This is a genomic window from Bacillus vallismortis (assembly GCF_004116955.1).
Taxonomy (GTDB): Bacteria; Bacillota; Bacilli; order Bacillales; family Bacillaceae; genus Bacillus; species Bacillus vallismortis.
In genome coordinates this window covers 1492544-1516175 of sequence record NZ_CP026362.1, presented here as the reverse complement: position 1 = coordinate 1516175, position 23632 = coordinate 1492544, and the positions used below count along the sequence as shown (strand labels likewise).

The following is a 23632-nucleotide window of genomic DNA, read 5'->3' as shown; positions in this document are numbered from 1 at the left end:
CTTATGTATAATAGAGTGCAAATCACTTGCTGCTGGAAAAGGGGATGAAAAGATGGAACGTCACTACTATACGTACCTGATAAAAGAGGAATTTGCCAACCACTATTTCGGACGGGAATCGGTTATGTTTGAGCTGTTTCAAGACTATCATTGGACAAGCCTAACAAAGCAGCGATATGAAATGACAGAGAAACAGATTCAATATATTACACAGCCAATCCCGATTTTACATATGCATCAGCGGTTAAAAATGAATTTAAGCAATGTGGAGTACAGGCAGCTGGATTATATTTATAGATTAGCTTTGCCGAAAGCAAAAGGCCACGCGACGTTAATGATGAAAGAGAACATGATAGAGATTGTGGCTTCGGGACATTACGAGGCAGAAACGATTTTCTTTGAAGTGTTGAGGAAAGTAAGCCCGTGCTTTCTGGCAATGGATTTCAATTCGAAGCGTTATGGATGGCTAAATCCGGTGAAAGAAAGAAATTTTGTCTAAAACCGAAGAAAAAGAGATGTAAATGTTGTATAATAGCTTTTGGTTTAGTACACTTTAAACTAGACAACATGAAGGAGGAAATAAAATGACTTTATGGGTTGGCATCCTAGTGGGCGTTGTTGCATTGCTCATAGGTGTTGCACTCGGGTTTTTTATTGCTCGTAAATATATGATGAGCTATCTTAAAAAGAATCCGCCTATTAATGAACAAATGTTACGCATGATGATGATGCAAATGGGAATGAAACCTTCTCAAAAGAAAATTAATCAAATGATGAAAGCCATGAATAATCAAACGAAATAATACGTAAAGATTATGATATAGAGAAACATGGTTATAAAATAAAAAACCCTTAACGGGTTTTTTATTTTGCAATCATTCGTCACCCGCTACTGCTCGAAGGCGCTGCTTTTGATATTGTATGAGAAGATGGTCAAGCTCCTGACTGAGCTCTATCGTCATATGAGATGTCATTCCGTTCGCCATGACAATTTGCAGCAGCTCTGCTCTTTTTTTTTCGATTTCATTTAATAGATGCTCTTTAATCACAGGGATGTATCCTTTCATACATTAGATCTTCAAAGTGAATGTTTATATTATATCCATTTTTATACTAATTTTCAAATGAGAAGGAGTACAATATCTCAATGTCAAATTAAATTATATAAGTTTTTTCTAAAAATAGAAATCCTTCAAGTGAAAGTGTTAAAAAAATGAAATGATTTTGTCATTTGAAGGAGTGTCAAATCGTGAAGGGATGATGACATGGGAGACGTGAATTATTTTTTGACATTCGGAGCGGGATTTTTATCTTTTATTTCGCCTTGCTGCCTGCCGCTTTACCCGGCTTTCTTGTCATATATTACAGGGGTCAGCATGGATGATGTGAAAACAGAAAAGCTGCTGCTGCAGAGAAGAAGCTTGTTTCATACTTTGTGTTTTTTGCTTGGTTTTTCAGTCATTTTTATTGCTTTAGGCTATGGAACATCTTTTATTGGCAGCCTGTTTAGGGATTATCACGATGCGATTCGGCAAATTGGCGCATTGCTTATTATTTTGTTCGGTTTCATTACACTTGGCGTGTTCCGGCCTGAGGCGATGATGAAAGAGAGGCGAATCCATTTTAAGCATAAGCCAGGCGGCTTTTTAGGTTCCATCTTAATCGGAATGGCATTTGCGGCGGGATGGACGCCATGTACCGGTCCGATATTAGCGGCTGTTATCACGCTTGCAAACACAAATCCAGACTCAGCGGTGCCGTACATGATGTTATATGTACTCGGTTTTGCTCTTCCGTTTCTTTTAATGTCTTTTTTTATCACAAAGCTGAAATGGATAAGAAAGAACCAGCTTTTGATCATGAAAGCAGGAGGCGTTTTGATGATTGTGATCGGGGTGCTATTATTCTTTAATTGGATGAGCCTGATCATTATTTTGCTGTCGGATCTATTTGGAGGATTTACTGGTTTTTGAGATAAATTACTTTCGCACTACTACTCATGCTGTTGTTTTTGGTACAATAAGACTATTATCTGTGGAAATCAAGTTTTGGAGGGGAATATGACAAGAGTTTTAGTTGTAGACGACGCCAAGTTCATGAGAGTGAAACTCAGAGAGATCTTGGAGGAGGCAAATTACATAATCGCAGGTGAAGCGGCGGACGGCGAGCAAGCAGCGAACCTGTATAAAACACTGCGGCCGGACATCGTGACAATGGATGTTACAATGCCAGTGAAAAATGGCATTAAGTCGCTTCGTGATATCTTAACCTTCGATCCTAAAGCGAAGGTTATCATGTGCACCGCTATGCGCCAACAAAGAATTGTAACGGAAGCGATTGAACTAGGGGCAAAAGATTTTATTGTCAAGCCGTTCGAGGAAACAAAAGTGCTAGAAGCTGTCAGCCGCGTTATGGGACATTAACGTCATTTCTTTTCAAATGGTTTTTTATATTGTTTTGGAGTATAGTATATAGTATCAACACTCCTAGAAATAAAGGAATGATAAATATGATGATTATAGTTTCATCGATTCTTGCTGTGTTAATGGCTGTAGCTGTGATGGTGGTCAGAATAAAGTCTTCTGATAAGCCCGTATCGCCGAAAAAGATCATTCTTCCGCCGATTTTTATGAGCACGGGGGCGTTAATGTTTTTATTTCCGGTATTTTGGGTAACTGGAGCAGAGTTTTTAGAATCAATCACTTTAGGCGTGATTTTCTCTATTTTTCTCATTAAAACGTCTAAATTTGAAATTAAAAATAATGAAATTTACATGAAACGCTCGAAAGCATTTGTATTTATATTGGTCGGCCTTTTGGTGATCAGAATCGTGATGAAGTCGATCTTGAGCACATCAATTGATTACGGCGCCCTGAGCGGAATGTTCTGGATTCTGGCTTTCGGTATGATTGTGCCGTGGAGAATCGCCATGTACTTGTCATACCGAAAACTTCATAATGAGCTGCAGTCAGCTAATATTCAAATGAATTAAAAAACCTTTCCTCTTGTCAGGAAAGGTTTTTATTTAAGAAGAGCTTGATATGGTTCGAGATCGATTTTTTTGTCTCTCAGATGCCTTTTTAAGAAGGTATGGTCTCTTTTAGGAGTTGCGAGAATATAGCCTCTGATCATAAGCTGCTGATCAATCTTTGCTGCCTTTTCTTTTAATGCAAGCTCACCGATTTTACCCGCGATTTTGGCTTTTGCTGCATCTCTGAACAGCTCCGGAACCGGAGAAACCAATTCATTAAGAAATTGTTTGTTTTCATTGCTCCACAGGTGCCTGCTCTTTTCGATATAGTAATCCTGCCAATCGAGCTCTGACCTGCCGTCTTCTTTTGGCAAACGCTTTAAAAACTTTCGAAACATAAAAAAGCCGCCGATTGATAATAAGACAACCATCGCGATCACCCAAAACAGAATAAACCACAAAAACCAGCCTTCCAGCATCAATCATACCCCCTTATTCTAACCATATTGTATACGAAGAGAGATTAGAAGAACACAGGAAAAAAAGAATAGAAAAAAGTGATAGACGTCTAGTCAAAAGAGATAGTAGATCATACTCTATTGTATAGTGAATCTGCTATTTGGCCATGGGAGAGGCACTAGAGGGTATTTGACGATAAACGGACGGAAAAAAGTCACTTTCATAATAGGGGATGAAAGTGACTTTTTATGTTAGCTAAGAGGAAATTGAAGAGAAAAAGAAGAATCCTTTTCTGTTTCTTTATTAACGGCAACTGTGAGTATTTGGTTTTCGCATTCAGTTTGAATGGTTTTGTCATTTAGATAAAAAGGAAGCACCATTTGTTTTTCAAAGGTCTGTCCTGACGATTTAACCTTTAAGATGAACTCGCATCCAGACAAGGTAATGGTTACTTGTGTTGGCTGCAAGAAAGTCAAATCCGCTTCAATAATATATTGCTGACTTGTTTCATATAAATCAATAGGCAATGTTTCGTCGTACCAGGCGAAGGGGTCTTCAAAGAATAGCCGAAGCCATTCATCCATACTATCGAAATCATTAGCGTCATTACGTTTCGAATGGGTCATGGAAGCATTCCTCCACATATCAACCTTGCTTTCCATCATATGCGGCGGATCAGAAATGGGTGAACACATAAAAAAACAGACACTGAGGTCTGCTTTTTTTACATATCGTGGCTTGAATTGTGCTTCTGTCTGGTATGGTTCCGGTTCTTCACTTTTTTGCTTCCGCTAAGCGGCTCCGGCTGGCCTGGATTGTGTCCTTTAGGGGCGTTCTTATGCATATCTTTACTAGTATTTTTATTGGTCATAAAATGAGAACCTCCTGAAAAGAGTTCGTTGTTATTGATTGGTTTTTCTTTTCTTATTATTTTGGCGTTCCGCTTCAGTCAGTACAAGCTGGTCGTTTTCGACGTAGCCGGCGCCTTTGCCTTGGCTTTTAGCGTCATTCATTCCGTTAATGACGTGATTCGCTTTTCTTTTGACCACCATTATCACCTCCGTCATAATATGGCTTCTTTTGTTGCGTTCTATGAGAGATCATAAACAGCAATAATTACCGGTACATTTGGCCGATAAGGCCAACTTATTGTATTTAATAAAAACATTGATATTTACTTATGTATGATTTTGTTTTAATATGAAATTGTGAGAAAATTGTGATGGAATTTACGTTCATCTGAGAATGATCTGATCTGAAGGGGGATTTTGGAGAATGGCAAACGAGCAAAAAACTGCGGCAAAAGACGTTTTCCAAGCGAGAAAAACGTTTACTACAAATGGGAAAACATATCATTATTACTCTTTAAAAGCACTGGAAGATGCAGGGGTCGGGAAGGTTTCGAAGCTTCCTTATTCCATCAAAGTTCTTTTAGAATCTGTTTTGCGTCAAGTTGACGGATTCGTGATCAAAAAAGAACATGTGGAAAATTTGGCAAAATGGGGAACTGCCGAATTAAAGGAAATCGACGTTCCGTTTAAACCATCTCGTGTTATTTTACAAGACTTTACAGGGGTTCCGGCAGTAGTAGACCTAGCTTCACTGCGTAAAGCGATGGCAGCCGTCGGGGGAGATCCTGATAAAATCAATCCTGAAATTCCTGTTGATCTTGTTATCGACCACTCTGTACAGGTTGATAAAGCCGGCACGGAAGATGCGTTAGCGATTAACATGGACTTGGAATTCGAAAGAAATGCAGAGCGCTACAAATTTTTGAGCTGGGCGAAGAAAGCGTTTAATAATTATCAGGCAGTGCCGCCTGCAACAGGTATCGTCCACCAGGTAAACCTTGAGTTCCTGGCAAGTGTCGTCCATGCCATTGAAGAAGACGGCGAGCTTGTCACGTATCCTGATACACTTGTCGGAACAGATTCACATACAACAATGATTAACGGTATCGGTGTTCTCGGATGGGGTGTCGGCGGAATTGAGGCTGAAGCGGGAATGCTTGGACAGCCTTCTTACTTCCCTGTTCCTGAGGTAATCGGCGCGAAACTTGTCGGAAAGCTTCCGAACGGAACAACAGCTACTGACTTGGCGTTAAAAGTGACACAGGTGCTGCGTGAAAAAGGCGTTGTCGGCAAGTTTGTTGAATTCTTCGGACCGGGAGTTGCTGAATTGCCGCTTGCAGACCGTGCAACAATTGCGAACATGGCTCCGGAGTACGGGGCGACATGCGGATTCTTCCCAGTGGATGAAGAAGCGCTCAACTACATGCGCCTGACAGGCCGCGATCCTGAACATATTGATGTCGTCGAAGCATACTGCAGAAGCAATGGCTTGTTCTACACTCCAGATGCCGAAGAACCTCAATTTACTGATGTGGTTGAAATTGACCTGTCTCAAATTGAAGCAAACTTATCAGGTCCAAAGCGCCCTCAGGATTTAATCCCGCTTTCTGCTATGCAGGAAACGTTCAAAAAACATTTGGTCAGCCCTGCGGGTAACCAAGGATTCGGTTTACAAGCTGAAGAAGAAGACAAAGAAATTCAGTTTAAACTCCTTAACGGCGAAGAAACAGTGATGAAAACGGGTGCGATTGCCATTGCCGCAATTACAAGCTGTACGAATACATCAAACCCGTACGTTCTGATCGGAGCTGGACTTGTGGCGAAAAAAGCGGTTGAATTAGGGCTTAAGGTACCTAATTACGTGAAAACGTCACTTGCACCGGGTTCTAAAGTCGTTACAGGATATCTTGTGAATTCAGGCCTTCTTCCATACATGAAAGAGCTTGGTTTTAATCTGGTTGGGTACGGATGTACAACATGTATCGGAAACTCAGGTCCGCTTTCACCAGAAATCGAAGAAGCGGTTGCGAAAAACGATCTTCTGATTACATCGGTCCTATCCGGAAACCGTAACTTTGAAGGACGTATTCACCCGCTTGTTAAAGGCAACTATCTTGCTTCTCCGCCGCTTGTTGTGGCATACGCGCTGGCTGGAACGGTGAATATTAACCTGAAAACCGATCCGATCGGTGTGGGCAAAGATGGTCAAAACGTATACTTTAACGATATTTGGCCGTCAATGGACGAAATTAATTCACTTGTTAAGCAAACTGTGACACCTGAGCTCTTCCGCAAAGAGTATGAAACGGTATTTGACGACAACAAGCGCTGGAATGAGATTGAAACGACAGATGAAGCGTTATATAAATGGGATAATGAGTCAACATACATTCAGAACCCGCCATTCTTCGAAGAAATGTCTGTTGAACCAGGCAAGGTTGAACCATTGAAAGGTATGCGTGTTGTCGGTAAATTTGGCGATTCCGTCACAACGGACCATATTTCTCCTGCGGGGGCAATCGGAAAAGACACGCCTGCCGGTAAGTACTTGCAAGAGAAAGGGGTTTCTCCTCGTGACTTTAACTCCTACGGCTCCCGCCGCGGAAACCATGAAGTCATGATGAGAGGAACATTTGCCAACATCCGCATCAAAAACCAAATCGCGCCGGGTACCGAAGGCGGATTTACAACGTACTGGCCGACTGGTGAAGTAACATCAATCTATGATGCGTGCATGAGATACAAAGAAGATAAAACCGGTCTTGTCGTATTAGCTGGAAAAGACTACGGTATGGGATCTTCGCGTGACTGGGCGGCAAAAGGAACAAATCTTCTCGGCATCAGAACGGTCATTGCTGAGAGCTTTGAAAGAATTCACAGAAGCAATCTCGTATTCATGGGTGTGCTGCCGCTTCAGTTTAAGCAAGGTGAAAATGCGGAAACTCTCGGCTTAACCGGTAAAGAAGTGATCGAGGTAGATGTTGATGAAAGCGTACGTCCTCGTGATATCGTTACGGTAAGAGCGATTGATGAAGCTGGAAATGTAAAAACATTTGAAGCGCTTGTCCGCTTTGATAGTGAAGTTGAAATTGATTACTATCGCCATGGCGGCATCCTGCAAATGGTGCTTCGTGAAAAAATGAAACAGTCCTAATGAATTGATAGGAAGAGAAGGCATGTCGCTTTCTCTTCTTTTTATGACAAAGTGTGCTGCGGAGGTGGCATATGATGAAAAAATGGCTCGCAGGGATCTTGCTCATTATGCTTGCCGGTTATACGGGATGGAATTTGTATCAAACATACAGCAAAAAAGAAGTCGGAATTGAAGAGGGACAGCAAGCACCCAATTTTTCTTTGAAAACGTTATCAGGAGAGAGAAGCTCTTTACAAGACACAAAAGGCAAAAAAGTCCTCCTTAATTTTTGGGCAACTTGGTGTAAACCTTGCCGTCAGGAAATGCCAGCGATGGAACAGCTGCAAAAAGAACACGCTGACGAACTATCGGTTGTTGCGGTTAATTTCACTTCAGCTGAGAAAAGCGTGAAACAGGTTCAGGCATTTGCTGATACGTATGAATTAACATTTCCTATTCTGATTGATAAAAAAGGGATCAATGCTGACTATAACGTGATGTCATACCCAACAACATATATCTTAGATGAAAATGGCATGATTCAAGACATCCATATCGGCACCATGACAAAAAAAGAAATGAAACAAAAACTGGATCTTGATTAGATTCAGTTTTTTTATGTTCAGGCATGCTTACAAGTTTTCAGAATTGGAAAAAATAAATGAATATGCGGAGGTGAGAAGAGTGAAGAAGATGAGAAAGCGTTCGTTTCATGAGCTCGTCATGGAAAACAAAAAAGAGCTGATGACCAATACAGAGTATTTACATCAGCTTGAGGAAAAGCTTGAACAGCGATTTAAGCAAAAATAACCTTTAAATTGTATTCATGTTTACCCCTCCTTTTGAGAATCCTATCTATTGAGGAGGGATAAACATGGGAAACAACAAGAAAAACGGTCAGCCTCAATTTGCTCCAAGCCACTTGGGTACGAAGCCTGTAAAATATAGAGCCAATAAAGGGGAAAAAATGCAGGATAAGTCCGGACAGCAGCCGATCATCATGCAGACAAAAGGCGAGTAGCGCGAATCGAGTATATATTTAGGAGGTTCATCCACATGACAAAAAACCAAAATCAATATCAGCACCCTAATCCTGATGATCGTTCTGATAATGTAGAAAAACTGCAGGATATGGTTCAAAATACAATCGAAAACATGGAAGAAGCAGAAGCATCAATGGAATTTGCTTCAGGAGAAGACAAGCAGCACATCAAAGAAAAAAACGCTAGACGCGAACAGAGCATTGAAGCGTTTCGCAATGAAATTCAAGACGAATCCGCAGCGAGACAAAACGGATACCGTTCATAAAAACCAGGGAAACCTGGTTTTTTTCTTTCTGATTTGATTATGGTAAAATGAGGCTAAATTGACGTTAAGGGAGCAGAGTAATCTTGCAGGTATCAAAAAAAGAAATAGAAGTGCGTTATGCAGAAACAGATCAAATGGGGATTGTCTATCACGCAAATTATCTTGTGTGGATGGAGGTCGGCAGAACGGCTCTCATTAAAGATTTAGGCTTTTTGTACAGTGATATGGAAAAGAGAGGCGTCCTCTCACCAGTCGTTGATATCAATATTTCCTATAAAAAGCCGCTTCATTACGGAGAAACCGCGGTTGTGCATACATGGATAGAGGAATACAACGGGTTTAAAACCGTCTATGGTTATCATATTTATAATCCGGCCGGTGAGCTTTCTATAGAAGCCACCTCATCTCATATTTGTGTGGATAAAGAAAGCTTTAAGCCTATTCAGTTTCGTAAAGCTTTCCCTGATTGGCACGCAGCATATGAAAAGGCCAGAAAATAGGGAAGTGAACGAAAAATGGCGTTTGGTGTGAAGCGGGAGGAACTCAACCGGTGGAAACAAGCAGTGAAAAGAGGAGACATCGCATTTTTAACACATTACTGGCTGGATGACCGGTTTCCGGAAGCAAAGACTGTGACAAAAGCAGGCTGTGCAGATATTGATAAGCTGATTCAATGGGGAGCGGCGTACGGTTTAAAAAAAGAATGGATACATAAAAAAAGTGAATTTCCTCACTTTGATTTGCTGGGTGAAACACAGAAGTATATCTTGGAACAAGAGAACCTGACCGATCATCTTAAAAGATTTCATATATATAAAAAGGAACGCACGTGATGTGCGTTCCTTTTTATTGGTATTCAAAAACCGGTTCGTCAGCGTCCTCTGAGTAGCTGACTAGAAGGTCGTGGTTATCGAAGTACCATAGATCACTCTCTTCAATAAAGAAGGTAATGCCGCCGGCTTCTGCAGTGGCTCCAGCCTCTTGTGGGGCATCTTTCGCCACACCGAGGGAAAATCCCTTTTGTACATTGCTGCAGCCGCCGTAGCGGACGAAAAAGCGAACCTGGTCTCCGCTTTCTAAATCAAGCTCTTCTTTATACCAGTTCAGTGCGTCTTCTTTAATTGTCATATTCATAACAGAACACCCCTTTGTTCTTCATTTGAATTTTCTCTATTATAAACGTATTAGGCTATTCTGTGTCAAAAGAGAAGGTTTTTACGTTTATAACCACTTTACTTTAGGTTCTGTTTTATTGATAATTCGTTTAATGTTCGCCCGGTGTCTGTATATCACAAAAATAGTGAGCAGGGTAACAACAATCAATAAATACTTGTCATGGACAAAGAGACTATATATCACAGTATAGATCCCTGTTAACATCGATGACAGGGAAACAAATTTAGTCAAGTATAAAAAGATGAAAAATACCGCGACCATCGTAATAAATAACAAAGGTGCGTAAAATAGCAAAACGCCTCCGGACGTTGCCACGGCTTTGCCGCCTTTAAATTTGGCGAAGATAGGAAACACATGGCCTAAAACTGCAAACACTCCTGCAAGAAGCGGATGAATATCAACATGCATGAGATGAGGCAATGCAGTTGCCAGCGTCCCTTTTAAAATATCTCCGGCGATGACGACGGAACCAGCTTTTACGCCCAGTGTACGGAATGCGTTGGTTGCGCCTAGGTTGCCGCTGCCGTGCTCCCGAATATCGATTCCCTTGGCAAGCTTGCCCACAATTAAGCCAGATGGAATGCTGCCTATCAGGTAGGCCAAAATAATCAATAAAGCAATTAACATCTACATTTCTCCTTTTTCAAAGTCCCTTCTTTTTATTTTAACACGAGATGTCATGATCTGATGACAAGTTTTTTGTAAAGTTTGCTTACAAATCCACACAAACATGCATCATCTTTTGATTTCTTTCATTTTGATCGTGTAAAATAGATAAAAAAGGAGTGGTACAGGATGCAAAACCCTACCAAAGCGGAAATAAAAGAGATTCTTGACAGAAGCAAGCGAATAGCGGTAGTCGGGCTTTCAGACCGGCCGGATAGAACGTCTCATATGGTTTCAAAAGCGATGCAGGATGCGGGTTATGACATCATTCCTGTCAACCCGACAATTGATGAGGCGCTCGGTGTCAAAGCCGTTTCTTCTTTAAAAGAGATTGACGGTCCCGTTGACATCGTCAATGTATTCCGGCGCTCAGAACAGCTGCCAGGCGTTGCGGAAGAGTTTTTGGAGACAGATGCTCCGGTATTTTGGGCACAGCAAGGGCTGGTCAACGATGAAGCTTACAAGATGCTAAAGGAAAAAGACAGAACCGTTATCATGGATCTGTGCATAAAAGTGGCGCACGCAGTAACAAAATAGGTGCAGAACTGCAAAAATCCTTGTGAATTCAAGGATTTTTGCTTTTTAATTTTAAGATATTGTTTGCGTATTGCGATGAAACAGATACAATAAAGCTTGAACAGCTTTTTTTGAATACCTTGTCTAACTGGGTTTCGGCCGTTCGATTTGCGAAGGTCTGCTGCTTTATATATAATAAACAAACATACGTTCTCATGGTGTGAAAACAGCACTTACCGATGTTTTGCAAACTGATTCGTTGGCTTTATGTTGCGATCGCAAACATATTGGTTATAATGAGGAGTCCAAGCAGTACCGGCTTAAGGCGAGGTTTATAAAACATATTTTATACAATTGATGCGCAACACTGAAAAAAAGAGAAAGACAATGTAGTTTTTGAAAGGGGTTTGTACGTTTGGCTAGAAAACAGCAATTTGATTACAACGAAGATGCCATACAGGTGCTCGAAGGCCTTGAGGCCGTCAGGAAAAGGCCGGGTATGTATATTGGTTCTACTGACGCGCGGGGCTTGCACCACTTGGTTTATGAAATCGTAGATAACTCTGTCGACGAGGTGCTTGCGGGCCATGGAGATCACATCATCGTCAAAATACATAAAGACAACAGTATTTCTGTACAGGATAGAGGCCGCGGCATGCCAACTGGAATGCATAAGCTCGGCAAACCAACCCCTGAAGTGATTTTAACGGTGCTTCATGCCGGAGGAAAATTTGGCCAAGGCGGCTATAAGACGAGCGGAGGGCTGCACGGAGTTGGTGCATCAGTCGTAAACGCTTTATCTGAATGGCTGACGGTAACCATTGAGCGGGACGGTTTCATTTATCAGCAGCGGTTTGAAAATGGAGGAAAACCGGTTACATCTCTCGAAAAAATCGGCAAAACAAAAAAGACAGGAACGCTTACGCACTTTAAGCCAGATCCAACGATGTTCAGTGCAACAACTTATAATTTTGAAACGCTTTCTGAGCGCTTAAGAGAATCTGCGTTTTTGTTAAAAGGATTAAAGATTGAGCTGATTGACGAGCGCAATGACCAGCATGAGGTCTTTTATTACGAAAACGGCATAGAAGCGTTTGTCGCTTACTTAAATGAAGAAAAAGACGCCTTGTCTGAAGTGGTTTCTTTTGAGGGAGAACATCATTCAATAGAAGTCGACTTTGCGTTCCAGTTTAATGACGGTTATTCTGAAAACATCTTGTCATTTGTAAACAACGTGAGAACAAAAGACGGCGGTACTCATGAGTCTGGTGCAAAAACAGCGATGACACGTGCATTTAATGAATATGCGAGAAAAGTGGCTTTGCTGAAAGAAAAGGATAAGAACCTTGAAGGAACGGATATAAGGGAAGGGCTTTCAGCCATTATCTCTGTCCGCATTCCCGAAGAGCTTCTTCAATTTGAAGGTCAAACAAAAGGAAAGCTAGGTACAAGTGAAGCGAGGTCAGCGGTTGATGCGATTGTTTCAGAGCAGCTTGCTTACTTTTTAGAGGAAAATCGGGATACCGCAACACTCCTTGTTAAAAAAGCCATCAAAGCGAGCCAGGCACGCGAAGCGGCACGCAAAGCCCGTGAAGAAGCAAGAAGCGGCAAAAAGCGCAAAAAGTCTGAAGCGACATTAAGCGGAAAGCTGACGCCTGCTGGTTCGAGAAACCCGGCAAAAAATGAATTGTATCTCGTTGAGGGAGATTCTGCAGGCGGATCAGCCAAACAGGGGAGAGACCGCAGATTTCAAGCGGTTCTGCCTTTGCGCGGTAAAGTCATTAATACGGAAAAAGCAAAACTTGCTGATATATTTAAAAATGAAGAGATCAATACGATCATTCATGCGATCGGCGGCGGAGTCGGAGCGGATTTCTCAATCGATGACATCAACTACGACAAAATCATCATTATGACCGATGCTGATACGGATGGCGCTCATATTCAAGTGCTGCTTCTCACCTTTTTCTATCGCTATATGAAGCCGCTTATTGAGCATGGCAAGGTGTTCATTGCGCTGCCTCCTTTATATAAGGTCAGCAAAGGAAGCGGGAAAAAGGAAATCATTGAATACGCATGGTCTGATGAAGAGATGGATGATGTCCTGAAAAAAGTCGGCAAAGGCTATACCATTCAGCGATACAAGGGTCTTGGAGAGATGAACGCAGACCAGCTGTGGGAGACGACGATGAATCCTGAGTCCCGCACGCTTGTAAGGGTTAAAATCGACGATGCGGCGCGCGTAGAGAGACGTGTGACGACGTTAATGGGAGACAAAGTGGAACCGCGCAGAAAGTGGATTGAGAAAAACGTCGCTTTCGGCTTAGATGAAGAAAGCAATATTTTAGAAAATGAAAATTTATCGGTCGCTGAGGAGGTTTAATGATTGTCACAGCCAGAATTATTTCATGATTTACCATTAGAAGAGGTGATCGGCGACCGGTTTGGGCGCTATAGTAAATATATTATTCAAGACAGGGCGCTTCCGGATGCGAGAGATGGCTTAAAGCCGGTACAGCGCAGAATTTTGTATGCGATGCATACGGATGGAAACACGTTTGATAAAAACTTCAGAAAAGCGGCCAAAACGGTCGGTAACGTCATCGGTAACTATCATCCGCACGGTGACAGTTCGGTTTATGAAGCAATGGTGCGGATGAGCCAGGATTGGAAAGTGCGAAATGTGTTAATCGAAATGCATGGAAACAACGGAAGCATCGACGGAGATCCCCCGGCAGCCATGCGTTATACAGAGGCACGATTATCTCCGATAGCATCTGAGCTTCTTCGGGATATTGACAAAAATACGGTTGAGTTCGTCCCGAACTTCGATGATACAAGCAAGGAGCCTGTCGTACTTCCAGCGATGTTTCCTAACCTATTGGTCAACGGATCTACCGGGATTTCAGCGGGATATGCGACCGACATTCCTCCTCATCATCTCGGAGAAGTCATTGATGCTGTTATAAAACGCATCCAAATGCCATCTTGTTCTGTTGATGAACTCATGGAAGTCATAAAAGGGCCTGATTTTCCGACAGGCGGTATTATTCAAGGTGTTGACGGAATAAGAAAAGCTTACGAAACCGGAAAAGGAAAAATCATTATCCGCGGTAAAGCTGAAATAGAAGGAATCAGAGGCGGACGTGAACAAATTATCATTACCGAGATTCCATATGAAGTAAACAAAGCGAACCTTGTGAAGAAAATGGACGAGTTCCGCATTGATAAAAAGGTTGAGGGCATTTCAGAGGTTCGCGATGAAACAGACCGAACAGGGCTGAGAGTGGTTATTGAACTGAAAAAAGAAGCGGATGCCAAGGGCATTTTAAATTTCTTATATAAAAATACCGATTTACAGATCACTTATAACTTTAATATGGTGGCCATTCATAACCGCCGTCCCATGCTGATGACTCTGCCTGCTATTTTGGATGCATATATTGGCCACCAAAAGGAAGTTGTTACAAACCGGTCCGTTTATGAGCTTCAAAAAGCAAAAGACAGACATCATATTGTAGAAGGGCTTATGAAAGCATTATCCATTTTGGATGAGGTCATTGCAACAATCCGCTCTTCAAGCGACAAACGTGACGCTAAAAACAATTTGATAGAGAAATATGAATTTACAGAGTCTCAGGCTGAAGCGATCGTGTCATTGCAGTTGTATCGTTTAACCAATACAGATATCACAGCGCTAAAGGAAGAGGCGGAAGAGCTAGATAAAAAAATTGAAGAGCTCGAATCCATTCTGAGCAATGATAAAAAGCTCTTAAAAGTGATCACAAACAGCTTAAAAGCACTGAAAAAGAAATATGCAGACACACGGCGCTCTGTGATTGAAGAGAAAATTGAGGAAATTAAAATTAACCTTGAAGTCATGGTTGCGTCTGAAGATGTATATGTGACCGTTACGAAGGATGGGTACTTAAAACGGACGAGTCAGCGCTCATTTGCCGCTTCCAATGGCCAGGATTTTGGAATGAAGGATACGGATAGGATACTGCATCAGTTCGAAATGAATACGACGGATGTACTGCTGCTCTTTACGAACAAAGGCAGCTATATCTACTGTCCGGTTCACCAGCTGCCTGATATCAGATGGAAGGACATGGGCCAGCATTTTTCAAATGTGATTAGCATTGATGGTGATGAAACGATTGTAAAAGCAATACCGATAAAAGAATTTGATCCATCGGCGTATCTTTTGTTCTTTACGAAAAACGGCATGGTGAAGAAGACAGAACTCACCCATTATAAAGCACAGCGTTATTCTAAAGCGCTTGTGGCGTTAAATCTGAAGGGTGAAGATGAACTGATCAATGTACATGTGACAAATGGGGAAAGCCAGATCTTTATAGCCACTCAGCTTGGGTACGGCCTATGGTTTGGAGAAGATGAAGTAAATGTAGTTGGCGCGCGTGCGGCAGGTGTCAAAGGGATTAACTTAAAAGAAGATGACTTTGTGGTTTCCGGAGAGATCCTTCAGGAATCTGATTCCATCGTATTGTTCACACAACGGGGAGCGGTCAAACGCATGAGTCTTGCCGAGTTTGAAAAAACGTCCCGTGCAAAACGCGGTGTTGTGATGCTGAGGGAATTGAAGAAGAACCCTCACCGTGTCGTATCAGTATTCACTTGTGGTTTGAATCAGCGGCTGATGGCGGAAACGGAAAAAGGCGACAGAAAGGAACTTCAGGCAAAAGACTTGCGGACAAACGACAGATACAGCAATGGCTCTTTCTTTATTGATGAAGAGGAATCAGGCAGGGTCACAGCTGTTTGGCGCCTTCAAACAGAATAAATCATCAAAAAACCCGCTCACATGATGCGAGCGGGTTTCGTTTGTTTTCAATCAGCTTTCATGGCTTGTGAAAAGATCTGTAAAGGCATGAATAAATTCAATTCCTTGCCATACAAATAAATTCAGCGCTGTGAAAGAAAATAAGCCTAAAATCACCATTCTTAAGATAAACAACATGTTTAACAGCCTCCTCATATTTTCGTTATATAATCGGGTGATGTTGAACATGAAGTTTGCCGAAATAAGATGATTGATAAAATTTAGCCAGGATAAAGCTTTTTTTCCGCTGGCGCCTGCGGGAGTCACCCGTATCTTTGCTTTCAGCGGTCAGAAGCAGAACAGCCATTGCCCATAAAGCGATAAGCGCAATTGCTCCTGTGATGGATTTCTTCTCATCATCAGCATTTTGGCCGGTTTTCATCTCATGCATTTCCTGCTGGTCGGCTACAGCTTTATAATGATGGCCGATATCAAAGGCGTGGGGAATTGAGAACAAATGAAAACTGGCAATCGCCAAGAATAAGATGGACGCTTTCAGTATCGTTACTTTTTTCAAATGATCTCCCCCCTTTAATATACTGAATATTCTTATAATAATACCCTAATCCAATCTGAAAGTAAACCTGATTTTTTAAATTTAAAAATAAATTTCACTTTGTTAAGTATATATCTTTTTGCTTACTTTTGAAAGAGAAATTGCTTTTATTAGTGTATGTATACCCGCTCTGAGATGTGAATAAAAACACATTTTAAATGATATGTTCGGTGTTTAGGATTTATCACTTTATTTATAAAAGTGCCAAGATAACATTCTTACTTTTTAATAGAGAACACTTTTTCCATGCAAGTTTATCTTAAATTTTTTATTTATAGGAAAATAATAGAAAGGCGGAACGAAGGAGTAAGTATCAATCTAGACAATAATCTTCGCGAAAAAACTTCCTAATTCGACATATTGTGATATAATAAGACTCAGCATGTTAAAAAATCTAACATCAAAATTGAATTTACTAAGAATTGATGAAACGGGAGGGCAATATGGAGTCTTTATTCTATAGCTTAATCAATATTCCAAGTGCTTTTATTTGGAAATATTTGTTTTATATTTTAGTAGGGCTTGGGTTATTTTTCACACTTCGTTTTGGTTTTATCCAATTCCGTTACTTTATTGAAATGTTCAGAATAGTAGGAGAGAAGCCTGATGGAAATAAAGGCGTCTCATCTATGCAGGCGTTTTTTATCTCGGCGGCATCCCGAGTCGGTACAGGGAATTTGACAGGTGTAGCCTTAGCCATTGCGACGGGCGGCCCAGGGGCTGTCTTTTGGATGTGGGTTGTAGCTGCTGTAGGCATGGCTTCAAGCTTCGTTGAGAGTACGTTGGCACAGCTTTATAAAGTGAAGGACGGAGACGATTTCCGCGGCGGTCCGGCCTACTATATTCAAAAAGGCCTTGGAGTCAGATGGCTTGGGATCGTATTCGCTGTCTTAATTACCGTATCATTCGGATTAATTTTTAACGCTGTTCAATCCAATACAATTGCAGGAGCGTTAGAAGGCGCTTTTCATGTGAATAAAACTGTTGTCGCCATTGTTCTTGCTGTTTTAACAGCCTTTATTATTTTTGGCGGTTTAAAACGTGTTGTCGCTGTGACACAATTGATTGTTCCGGTCATGGCTGGACTTTATATTTTAATTGCGCTATATGTTGTATTTGCAAATATTTCTGCATTCCCAAGTGTTATTGCGATTATTGTTAAAAACGCTTTAGGAATTGATCAAGTTGTCGGCGGAGGACTGGGAGCTATCATCGTCATTGGTGCACAGCGCGGACTTTTCTCTAACGAAGCAGGAATGGGTAGCGCGCCAAATGCTGCTGCGACAGCTCATGTTTCGCATCCGGCAAAACAAGGCTTTATTCAGACATTAGGCGTGTTTTTCGATACATTTATCGTATGTACGTCTACTGCGTTTATCATTTTACTGTACAGTGTAACACCAAAGGGTGACGGCATCCAGGTTACACAGGCTGCTCTGAGCCACCATATTGGAGGCTGGGCTCCTAGTTTCATAGCCATCGCAATGTTCTTGTTCGCCTTTAGTTCAGTTGTCGGAAACTACTATTATGGTGAGACAAATATTGAATTTATTAAAACAAGCAAAACATGGCTGAACATTTACCGTATCGCGGTTGTTGCAATGGTTGTCTTTGGGTGTGTAGCAGGGTTCCAGATTGTGTGGGACATGGCGGATCTCTTTATGGGAATTATGGCGCTGATTAACTTAGTTGTGATTACGCTCTTGTCCAACGTAGCTTATAAAGTGTATAAAGATTATGCGAGTCAGCGTAAACAAGGACTTGATCCTGTATTCAAATCGAAGAACATCCCAGGTCTGAAAAACGCTGAAACATGGGAAGATGAGAGACAAGAAGCATAAAAACAAAGCTGCATTCACTTCAATGAATGCAGCTTTTTATTTGCCTGAAAGAAGCGGAATATTTTGATTTGATAAAATAATCATGTGTAAAGTCCTGATTATATGCTTTTATCTTTGTTCCCTCATGTGTCAGCAGTATCTGACATAACTCGAAAAGAGCAAATAGACAGGCTTTTAAGCTGGCTAAAAACAAGAAATTAGGTTGATAGACAAACATGAGAAAGCTTTTTACAATGAGTCCGTGGTACAAAAGCGAAGGGAGGAGAGCGGTAAGATACTAGGCATTGTTTTTACATAACGATTGAAGGAGGAAAAAATGTCTGATATGAAACGTTCAGTCTCTATCTTCATTGTATGTTTATTTATTACATTACTAGCAACAGGCGGCTTAACAGCTCCAAAAGCATCTGCCGCAGGGGCAAAAACGCCAGTATCAATCAATGGCCAGCTAAGCATAAAAGGCACGCAGCTAGTCAATCAAGACGGCAAAACGGTGCAGCTGAAGGGGATCAGTTCACACGGATTGCAATGGTTTGGCGATTTTGTCAATAAAGACAGCTTAAAATGGCTGAGGGACGATTGGGGCATTACGGTTTTCCGAGCGGCGATGTATACGGCAGACGGCGGCTATATCGATAATCCGTCTGTGAAAAACAAAGTGAAAGAAGCGGTTGAAGCGGCAAAAGAGCTTGGGATATATGTCATCATTGACTGGCATATCTTAAATGACGGCAACCCAAATCAAAATAAAGAGAAAGCAAAAGAATTCTTTAATGAAATGTCAAGCCTTTATGGAAACACACCAAACGTCATTTATGAAATTGCGAACGAACCAAACGGCGATGTGAACTGGAAGCGTGATATTAAACCGTATGCGGAAGAAGTCATTTCCGTCATCCGTAAAAACGATCCCGATAACATCATCATTGTCGGAACAGGTACATGGAGCCAGGATGTGAATGATGCTGCCGATGATCAGCTTGCGGATCAGAATACCATGTACGCACTTCATTTTTATGCCGGCACACACGGCCAGTTTTTACGTGATAAAGCAAACTATGCCCTCAGCAAAGGAGCGCCTATTTTTGTAACGGAATGGGGGACAAGCGATGCTTCGGGAAATGGCGGAGTATTTCTAGACCAGTCCCGGGAATGGCTGAATTATCTCGACAGCAAGTACATCAGCTGGGTCAACTGGAATCTTTCTGATAAGCAGGAATCATCTTCAGCATTAAAGCCGGGAGCATCTAAAACAGGCGGCTGGCCGTTGTCAGATTTATCCGCTTCAGGAACATTTGTAAGAGAAAATATTCTCGGCAGCAAAGATTCGGTGAAGGACAGACCTGAAACGCCGATTCAAGATCAACCGTTACAGGAAAAGAGCCTCTCTGTGCAATACAGAGCAGGGGATGGAAGTGTGAATGGCAACCAAATCCGCCCGCAGCTTCACATCAAAAATAATGGCAACACTGCGGTTGATTTACAAGATGTCACTGTGCGTTACTGGTATAACGCGAAAAACAAAGGCCAAAACTTTGACTGTGACTACGCGCAGATCGGATGCGAAAATGTGACCCACAAGTTTACGGCGCTACATAAACCTAAGAAAGGCGCAGATACCTATCTGCAAGTAGGGTTTAAAAACGGAACGCTGTCACCGGGAGCAAGCACAGGGGAGATTCAGATTCGTCTTCACAATGATGACTGGAGCAATTATGCGCAAGGCGGGGATTATTCCTTTTTCCAAACAAATACGTTTAAACCAACGAAAAAAATCACATTATATAATCACGGAAAACTGATTTGGGGAACAGAACCCAAATAGTTTAGCTTTTGGCGGGCATCAGCAATGATGTCCGTTTTCATCATCTCAAAAGGAAAACAAGGAGGTTTAGGTTGTGGATGAAACACTGAAGCAATATATGATGCTATTCAAAAAAATAAATAATGCGATAAATGGTCCGGACTATCCAGAGAAGGAAACAGATATTCAACATCAAAAAGAACAGCTCGAATCTTACGAAACAAAGCTGCAGCAACGTTTTTCTACGGATTATGACTACGATGTATTTGCTGACTCAGTTATCAAATGTGCATATGGCGATTTGACGCTCGAAGATTTAGAAGCAGTTTATGATGAATTGACTACGCCATTTTTTTGATTAAACCTCCAGCAGTAAAATTCTCATTTCTGTCTCACTAACTTAAGTATACTTTGATATTGAGACAGGAATTTATTAATTTCATTTACTTCCTAGAATATATATTATGTAAACTAAGAAATCGAACGACATCATTCAGTACACATCATTTGTCATCTTCCCTTTTGACCATTCAGCCTTTATGCGGCGTGCTTCAGACAAAAAAGCGATTTTTCCGATCGGAAAAATCGCTCAATTTCAACGCGGTACGCTTGCCTTAGGTGCCTTTAACGATTTACGACAAATGTTGTCACACTTTGAGCTGGAAGATGCGCCCAAAAATGATTGCCCGTTACATTAAGATTCGTTCCAGGTTGAAGATTGCTGTTGCTGCTCGTGATCCATCTAGATACGCGGGAAGCAGATCCATTCTGCAAAACAAAGTTTTGGTTGACCCCTGTGTTGCTTTTGTTAATGGCAACAATCACAACCTTGTTGTCACCTTTATAAGCTGATACGTAAACGTTCGGATTAGGATTTTTCGTTGCATCAACCCTTACATAGCCGGGACGCACAAACTTCGAGAAATGAGCCATGTTGTAACCGCGTTTGCTGATTGTACCGTCTTCTTTCATAGGACCGTATGATCTGCGGATGTACCACCAAACATAAGCTTGAAAATCTCCCTCTACCATTGAATGGTGAATATGCTCTGAAACGCCTAATGCCTCGGGCCAGCGATCCGCAGAGTTATTGTCACTGTTCGGGTAGTATACTTCTGTCATCCATAGCTCTTTCCCTGCTCCTTTTTGTTTGAAAAGAGGATAAGGAAACTGACTGACCTGAGTACCGTACAGGTGAGTGCCGAGAATATCCATGTTCCTAAGCGGCTGCGGATCGTTCAAAATCGGGTCCGATATATTTTTAAAGTATTGAAATGATTCTGGTGCAATGACACGTGCGTTAATAGAACCGGCATTTTCTCTCATGAAACGAAGTATTTCTTGTGGCGTCCACCATGTCCATTCGTGTGCGTAATCAGGCTCGTTTTGAACAGAAATCGCATAAAGATTCACGCCATGATTCTTCATGTAGGTAACAAAATCGTTAAGATGCTGCGCGTATGCGGCGTATTTATCGTATCTCAGCCGTTTAGCGGATGTGTCACCATTACGATTGAAGGTTTCAACCATATCGCTTGGCGGATTCCAGGGGGAAGCAAAAACGATCGCCCCATGTTTGATCGCACTTTTTGCCGTCTCTACTTCTTTGTACCAATTATTTCTATTTTCGTCCACATGAATTCTTAACATTGAAAAACCTAACTGATTTTGCCCATTTCCAAAAGCGGTTTCTCTTTGAGCTGCTGTCAAATCTCCAATCCAAGCTGGGTGGTTCATTCCTCCAAAACCGCGAATCACTTGTTTTTCAGCAGATACATTAACTGTTATATCACTTGCTGCCAAAACTTCAGTAGCGCCTGGCCCGGTAAACATGACTGACAGCGCAGTGAAACATACCATTAATACACAAATTGTTTTTTTTACGCATGAAACCATTTTTCCCCTCTCCCTTATATGGTTTTTACGGTACTGTCTCTTTTTATATTGCAAATGAAAGGTTTTCTCCTACCTTTGCGTAAACTGCCAGTAATCAAAATTAAACAAATTTCCTGAACCAGTTCCGGTAAATACAAAGAAAACGTTGTGCACACCGGTTGCGCCGCTTACCGCAGTTTCTATTTCTCTCCAGGTTTGCACTCCACCTGTTGAAGGTACATTCAGGGTTCCTGCAAGCTTACCGTTTGGACTATCGAGACGCACTTCTATTTTCCCGCTTATAGCCGATGCTACATGTGCTTTAAACGTCTTGGCACCGCCCGCCCCGAAATCTGCATTTCCTACAGCAATCCAGTCTCCGTTATGAATGCTTGTGACATGTTGATTATTGACCGGCCCGCCGGGTGCAGATGATTCCTCGGTCAAAATGCGTCCGTTCCAGGCAAACGTTTCAGCTTCTACCCTGTTATATGGATTCAAATTGGAAAGCTGTGTTACACCTGCATAATTTGCCGCAACCTCTTGAATGGAGCCATCTGCATGATGCACCAGCTTATTAATATGGGGAGAACGGTATCCTTTGCCAGCTCCGAACAAAGCGGAACTGACAGTTTGAGTATGGTACACTACATACCACTCATTTTTAAATTTGAAAACAGCATGATGGTTGTTTCCGCCACCTCCGAAAAATGCACCCGGATTTTTCAGGAAGTGCCCTCTATATGTAAAGGGACCCATGGGATTTGAACTGGTCATGTAGCCGATTTCACCTGGGGGTTTATCGGCCGGGTGTGTGCCGCCGAAATTGATGCAATAGGAATAGTAATATGTTCCGTTATACTTGTGCAATCCCGAATCTTCAAACATGAAAGGCGCATCAATTGTAGATGCACTTCCCTCAACACTCGTCATATCAGGCCCCAATTTTATGACTCTTGCCGTTTTAGGATTGGCCCATTGTCCCTGTGTTGGATTTGAACCGCCAGGAACGCCTCCTCCGGCATACAGGTAACCTGTGCCATCATCATCTACAAATGCTGCCGGATCAAAAAGCCATACAACACCAGCCATTCCTGGTGTACTTGGCGTGACGAGCGCTTTTCCGATTGGGTCGGTCCATGGACCAATCGGGCTGTCTGCGGTGAGAAGGCCGATACCTCCGCCGCTGTTTGCGAAATAGAGAAAGAATTTATCCTTGCCATTGATTTTTTTAACTGCGATTGACGGGGCCCAGGACGCACCTGCCCATTTTGCAATTCCACGGCCTCCATTAGCTCCATTGGCACCTGCTACCGGAATGGCTCCGTGGTCTGTCCAGTTCACCATATCCGCTGAAGATATGACGAATACTTTATTCAAATTGGCAAATGAATTATCTTTAATCGTTCCGTTGCTATTATATTCATAGTCATCACTTGACATATAAATGTAGACTCTTCCGTTATAGGTCAGCGCAACCGGATCTGCTCCCAAATGATGATCGATCAGCGGGTTTGAATTCCCTATATGTTTTGCAATTGTAGTACTGGTGGCAGCATACGCAGACTTCGCAGAGAAGCAGCACAATAGTAAAGCAAGAACCCATAAGCATACGCTACACTTTTTAAACATC

General features: G+C 41.9%; 29 protein-coding genes. 18 read left to right on the top strand and 11 right to left on the bottom strand.

Features of this window, described 5'->3' with window-relative positions:
* Nucleotides 1–52: 52 nt before the first annotated feature.
* A complete protein-coding gene (gene sirA, locus BV11031_RS08120) occupies nucleotides 53–499 on the top strand; it encodes a sporulation inhibitor of replication protein SirA (RefSeq protein ID WP_010330657.1) in 447 nt (148 codons plus the stop codon).
* Nucleotides 500–584: 85 nt separating this feature from the next.
* The gene (locus BV11031_RS08115; protein ID WP_003221221.1) at nucleotides 585–803 is read left to right on the top strand and encodes a YneF family protein; all 219 of its coding nucleotides are present in this window, start codon (nucleotides 585–587) and stop codon (nucleotides 801–803) included.
* A gap of 72 nt (nucleotides 804–875) precedes the next feature.
* On the opposite strand, the gene ynzD is transcribed toward BV11031_RS08115, so the two are convergent.
* Nucleotides 876–1049, bottom strand: a complete 174-nt coding sequence (gene ynzD, locus BV11031_RS08110; protein ID WP_121643736.1) for an aspartyl-phosphate phosphatase YnzD — start codon at nucleotides 1047–1049, stop codon at nucleotides 876–878.
* Between the two features lie 216 nt (nucleotides 1050–1265).
* Between ynzD and ccdA the strand changes: the two genes are divergently transcribed.
* From ccdA to BV11031_RS08095, 3 genes are all read left to right on the top strand, one after another.
* Nucleotides 1266–1973 carry a cytochrome c-type biogenesis protein CcdA gene (gene ccdA / locus BV11031_RS08105; protein WP_010328596.1) on the top strand — a complete coding sequence of 236 codons (708 nt, stop codon included), beginning with the start codon at nucleotides 1266–1268 and terminating at the stop codon, nucleotides 1971–1973.
* A gap of 87 nt (nucleotides 1974–2060) precedes the next feature.
* On the top strand, nucleotides 2061–2423 hold the full coding sequence (locus tag BV11031_RS08100) for a response regulator (RefSeq protein ID WP_010328597.1): 363 nt from the start codon (nucleotides 2061–2063) through the stop codon (nucleotides 2421–2423).
* A gap of 77 nt (nucleotides 2424–2500) precedes the next feature.
* Nucleotides 2501–2992 carry a CcdC family protein gene (locus BV11031_RS08095; protein ID WP_082246301.1) on the top strand — a complete coding sequence of 164 codons (492 nt, stop codon included), beginning with the start codon at nucleotides 2501–2503 and terminating at the stop codon, nucleotides 2990–2992.
* Nucleotides 2993–3021: 29 nt separating this feature from the next.
* Here BV11031_RS08095 and BV11031_RS08090 read toward each other — a convergent pair whose 3' ends face one another.
* The 4 genes from BV11031_RS08090 to sspO form a co-directional block, all read right to left on the bottom strand.
* Nucleotides 3022–3450 (bottom strand): DUF2621 domain-containing protein, encoded by a 429-nt coding sequence (locus BV11031_RS08090; protein WP_129550719.1) that lies wholly within the window; start codon nucleotides 3448–3450, stop codon nucleotides 3022–3024.
* Between the two features lie 231 nt (nucleotides 3451–3681).
* On the bottom strand, nucleotides 3682–4074 hold the full coding sequence (gene cotM / locus BV11031_RS08085) for an outer spore coat protein CotM (RefSeq protein ID WP_129551021.1): 393 nt from the start codon (nucleotides 4072–4074) through the stop codon (nucleotides 3682–3684).
* Between the two features lie 80 nt (nucleotides 4075–4154).
* A complete protein-coding gene (locus BV11031_RS08080) occupies nucleotides 4155–4301 on the bottom strand; it encodes a small acid-soluble spore protein P (protein ID WP_003221237.1) in 147 nt (48 codons plus the stop codon).
* Nucleotides 4302–4332: 31 nt separating this feature from the next.
* Nucleotides 4333–4479, bottom strand: a complete 147-nt coding sequence (gene sspO / locus BV11031_RS08075) for a small acid-soluble spore protein SspO (protein ID WP_003221239.1) — start codon at nucleotides 4477–4479, stop codon at nucleotides 4333–4335.
* Nucleotides 4480–4705: 226 nt separating this feature from the next.
* Between sspO and acnA the strand changes: the two genes are divergently transcribed.
* The 7 genes from acnA (at nucleotide 4706) to BV11031_RS08040 (ending at nucleotide 9555) form a co-directional block, all read left to right on the top strand.
* Nucleotides 4706–7435: an aconitate hydratase AcnA gene (gene acnA / locus BV11031_RS08070; protein WP_010328558.1), complete on the top strand. Its 2730-nt coding sequence runs from the start codon at nucleotides 4706–4708 to the stop codon at nucleotides 7433–7435.
* Nucleotides 7436–7506: 71 nt separating this feature from the next.
* The gene (locus tag BV11031_RS08065; RefSeq protein ID WP_010328559.1) at nucleotides 7507–8019 is read left to right on the top strand and encodes a redoxin domain-containing protein; all 513 of its coding nucleotides are present in this window, start codon (nucleotides 7507–7509) and stop codon (nucleotides 8017–8019) included.
* Nucleotides 8020–8098: 79 nt separating this feature from the next.
* Nucleotides 8099–8224 carry an FbpB family small basic protein gene (locus BV11031_RS08060; RefSeq protein ID WP_003328742.1) on the top strand — a complete coding sequence of 42 codons (126 nt, stop codon included), beginning with the start codon at nucleotides 8099–8101 and terminating at the stop codon, nucleotides 8222–8224.
* A gap of 64 nt (nucleotides 8225–8288) precedes the next feature.
* A complete protein-coding gene (locus tag BV11031_RS08055) occupies nucleotides 8289–8435 on the top strand; it encodes an acid-soluble spore protein N (protein WP_010328560.1) in 147 nt (48 codons plus the stop codon).
* Nucleotides 8436–8470: 35 nt separating this feature from the next.
* Entirely contained in the window at nucleotides 8471–8722 is a 252-nt protein-coding gene (gene tlp / locus BV11031_RS08050; protein ID WP_010328561.1) for a small acid-soluble spore protein Tlp, read from the top strand.
* 83 nt (nucleotides 8723–8805) lie between these two features.
* On the top strand, nucleotides 8806–9222 hold the full coding sequence (locus tag BV11031_RS08045; protein WP_010328562.1) for a YbgC/FadM family acyl-CoA thioesterase: 417 nt from the start codon (nucleotides 8806–8808) through the stop codon (nucleotides 9220–9222).
* A gap of 15 nt (nucleotides 9223–9237) precedes the next feature.
* Nucleotides 9238–9555: a hypothetical protein gene (locus BV11031_RS08040; protein WP_010328563.1), complete on the top strand. Its 318-nt coding sequence runs from the start codon at nucleotides 9238–9240 to the stop codon at nucleotides 9553–9555.
* 13 nt (nucleotides 9556–9568) lie between these two features.
* On the opposite strand, the gene BV11031_RS08035 is transcribed toward BV11031_RS08040, so the two are convergent.
* Nucleotides 9569–9856, bottom strand: a complete 288-nt coding sequence (locus tag BV11031_RS08035; protein WP_010328564.1) for a HesB/YadR/YfhF family protein — start codon at nucleotides 9854–9856, stop codon at nucleotides 9569–9571.
* Nucleotides 9857–9943: 87 nt separating this feature from the next.
* A complete protein-coding gene (gene plsY, locus BV11031_RS08030; protein ID WP_010328565.1) occupies nucleotides 9944–10525 on the bottom strand; it encodes a glycerol-3-phosphate 1-O-acyltransferase PlsY in 582 nt (193 codons plus the stop codon).
* Nucleotides 10526–10693: 168 nt separating this feature from the next.
* Here plsY and BV11031_RS08025 point away from each other — a divergent pair, with 168 nt between their 5' ends.
* The 3 genes from BV11031_RS08025 (at nucleotide 10694) to parC (ending at nucleotide 15884) form a co-directional block, all read left to right on the top strand.
* Nucleotides 10694–11101: a CoA-binding protein gene (locus BV11031_RS08025; protein ID WP_010328566.1), complete on the top strand. Its 408-nt coding sequence runs from the start codon at nucleotides 10694–10696 to the stop codon at nucleotides 11099–11101.
* A 394-nt stretch (nucleotides 11102–11495) separates the two neighbouring features.
* Nucleotides 11496–13463 (top strand): DNA topoisomerase IV subunit B, encoded by a 1968-nt coding sequence (gene parE / locus BV11031_RS08020; RefSeq protein ID WP_121642660.1) that lies wholly within the window; start codon nucleotides 11496–11498, stop codon nucleotides 13461–13463.
* A gap of 3 nt (nucleotides 13464–13466) precedes the next feature.
* On the top strand, nucleotides 13467–15884 hold the full coding sequence (gene parC, locus BV11031_RS08015; protein WP_010330654.1) for a DNA topoisomerase IV subunit A: 2418 nt from the start codon (nucleotides 13467–13469) through the stop codon (nucleotides 15882–15884).
* A 51-nt stretch (nucleotides 15885–15935) separates the two neighbouring features.
* On the opposite strand, the gene BV11031_RS23170 is transcribed toward parC, so the two are convergent.
* Both BV11031_RS23170 and BV11031_RS08010 read right to left on the bottom strand, forming a co-directional pair.
* Nucleotides 15936–16061: a hypothetical protein gene (locus tag BV11031_RS23170; protein WP_010330653.1), complete on the bottom strand. Its 126-nt coding sequence runs from the start codon at nucleotides 16059–16061 to the stop codon at nucleotides 15936–15938.
* A 25-nt stretch (nucleotides 16062–16086) separates the two neighbouring features.
* Nucleotides 16087–16440: a hypothetical protein gene (locus tag BV11031_RS08010; RefSeq protein WP_010330652.1), complete on the bottom strand. Its 354-nt coding sequence runs from the start codon at nucleotides 16438–16440 to the stop codon at nucleotides 16087–16089.
* Nucleotides 16441–16922: 482 nt separating this feature from the next.
* Here BV11031_RS08010 and BV11031_RS08005 point away from each other — a divergent pair, with 482 nt between their 5' ends.
* The 3 genes from BV11031_RS08005 to BV11031_RS07995 all read left to right on the top strand — a co-directional run bounded on the left by BV11031_RS08005 (nucleotide 16923) and on the right by BV11031_RS07995 (nucleotide 20482).
* Entirely contained in the window at nucleotides 16923–18320 is a 1398-nt protein-coding gene (locus tag BV11031_RS08005; protein WP_010330651.1) for an alanine/glycine:cation symporter family protein, read from the top strand.
* Nucleotides 18321–18645: 325 nt separating this feature from the next.
* Nucleotides 18646–20145, top strand: coding sequence for a cellulase family glycosylhydrolase (locus BV11031_RS08000; RefSeq protein WP_010330650.1), 1500 nt, complete (start codon nucleotides 18646–18648; stop codon nucleotides 20143–20145).
* 73 nt (nucleotides 20146–20218) lie between these two features.
* The gene (locus BV11031_RS07995; protein WP_010330649.1) at nucleotides 20219–20482 is read left to right on the top strand and encodes a YnfE family protein; all 264 of its coding nucleotides are present in this window, start codon (nucleotides 20219–20221) and stop codon (nucleotides 20480–20482) included.
* Between the two features lie 266 nt (nucleotides 20483–20748).
* On the opposite strand, the gene xynC is transcribed toward BV11031_RS07995, so the two are convergent.
* The gene (gene xynC / locus BV11031_RS07990; RefSeq protein WP_010330648.1) at nucleotides 20749–22020 is read right to left on the bottom strand and encodes a glucuronoarabinoxylan endo-1,4-beta-xylanase XynC; all 1272 of its coding nucleotides are present in this window, start codon (nucleotides 22018–22020) and stop codon (nucleotides 20749–20751) included.
* 69 nt (nucleotides 22021–22089) lie between these two features.
* Nucleotides 22090–23631, bottom strand: coding sequence for a glycoside hydrolase family 43 protein (locus BV11031_RS07985; RefSeq protein WP_010330647.1), 1542 nt, complete (start codon nucleotides 23629–23631; stop codon nucleotides 22090–22092).
* Between the last annotated feature and the right edge of the window lies 1 nt (nucleotide 23632).

Coding starts and splice junctions, on each gene's coding strand:
- BV11031_RS07985 (WP_010330647.1), bottom strand. CDS start 23,631: ATGTTTAAAAAGTGTAGCGTATGCTTATGGGTTCTTGCTTTACTATTG.
- tlp (WP_010328561.1), top strand. CDS start 8,471: ATGACAAAAAACCAAAATCAATATCAGCACCCTAATCCTGATGATCGT.
- BV11031_RS08005 (WP_010330651.1), top strand. CDS start 16,923: ATGGAGTCTTTATTCTATAGCTTAATCAATATTCCAAGTGCTTTTATT.
- BV11031_RS08100 (WP_010328597.1), top strand. CDS start 2,061: ATGACAAGAGTTTTAGTTGTAGACGACGCCAAGTTCATGAGAGTGAAA.
- sirA (WP_010330657.1), top strand. CDS start 53: ATGGAACGTCACTACTATACGTACCTGATAAAAGAGGAATTTGCCAAC.
- BV11031_RS08095 (WP_082246301.1), top strand. CDS start 2,501: ATGATAAATATGATGATTATAGTTTCATCGATTCTTGCTGTGTTAATG.
- BV11031_RS08025 (WP_010328566.1), top strand. CDS start 10,694: ATGCAAAACCCTACCAAAGCGGAAATAAAAGAGATTCTTGACAGAAGC.
- ccdA (WP_010328596.1), top strand. CDS start 1,266: ATGGGAGACGTGAATTATTTTTTGACATTCGGAGCGGGATTTTTATCT.
- BV11031_RS08115 (WP_003221221.1), top strand. CDS start 585: ATGACTTTATGGGTTGGCATCCTAGTGGGCGTTGTTGCATTGCTCATA.
- BV11031_RS08065 (WP_010328559.1), top strand. CDS start 7,507: ATGATGAAAAAATGGCTCGCAGGGATCTTGCTCATTATGCTTGCCGGT.
- BV11031_RS23170 (WP_010330653.1), bottom strand. CDS start 16,061: ATGTTGTTTATCTTAAGAATGGTGATTTTAGGCTTATTTTCTTTCACA.
- BV11031_RS08080 (WP_003221237.1), bottom strand. CDS start 4,301: ATGACCAATAAAAATACTAGTAAAGATATGCATAAGAACGCCCCTAAA.
- acnA (WP_010328558.1), top strand. CDS start 4,706: ATGGCAAACGAGCAAAAAACTGCGGCAAAAGACGTTTTCCAAGCGAGA.
- BV11031_RS08035 (WP_010328564.1), bottom strand. CDS start 9,856: ATGAATATGACAATTAAAGAAGACGCACTGAACTGGTATAAAGAAGAG.
- BV11031_RS08090 (WP_129550719.1), bottom strand. CDS start 3,450: ATGCTGGAAGGCTGGTTTTTGTGGTTTATTCTGTTTTGGGTGATCGCG.
- xynC (WP_010330648.1), bottom strand. CDS start 22,020: ATGGTTTCATGCGTAAAAAAAACAATTTGTGTATTAATGGTATGTTTC.
- cotM (WP_129551021.1), bottom strand. CDS start 4,074: ATGTGGAGGAATGCTTCCATGACCCATTCGAAACGTAATGACGCTAAT.
- plsY (WP_010328565.1), bottom strand. CDS start 10,525: ATGTTAATTGCTTTATTGATTATTTTGGCCTACCTGATAGGCAGCATT.
- BV11031_RS08040 (WP_010328563.1), top strand. CDS start 9,238: ATGGCGTTTGGTGTGAAGCGGGAGGAACTCAACCGGTGGAAACAAGCA.
- BV11031_RS08000 (WP_010330650.1), top strand. CDS start 18,646: ATGAAACGTTCAGTCTCTATCTTCATTGTATGTTTATTTATTACATTA.
- BV11031_RS08055 (WP_010328560.1), top strand. CDS start 8,289: ATGGGAAACAACAAGAAAAACGGTCAGCCTCAATTTGCTCCAAGCCAC.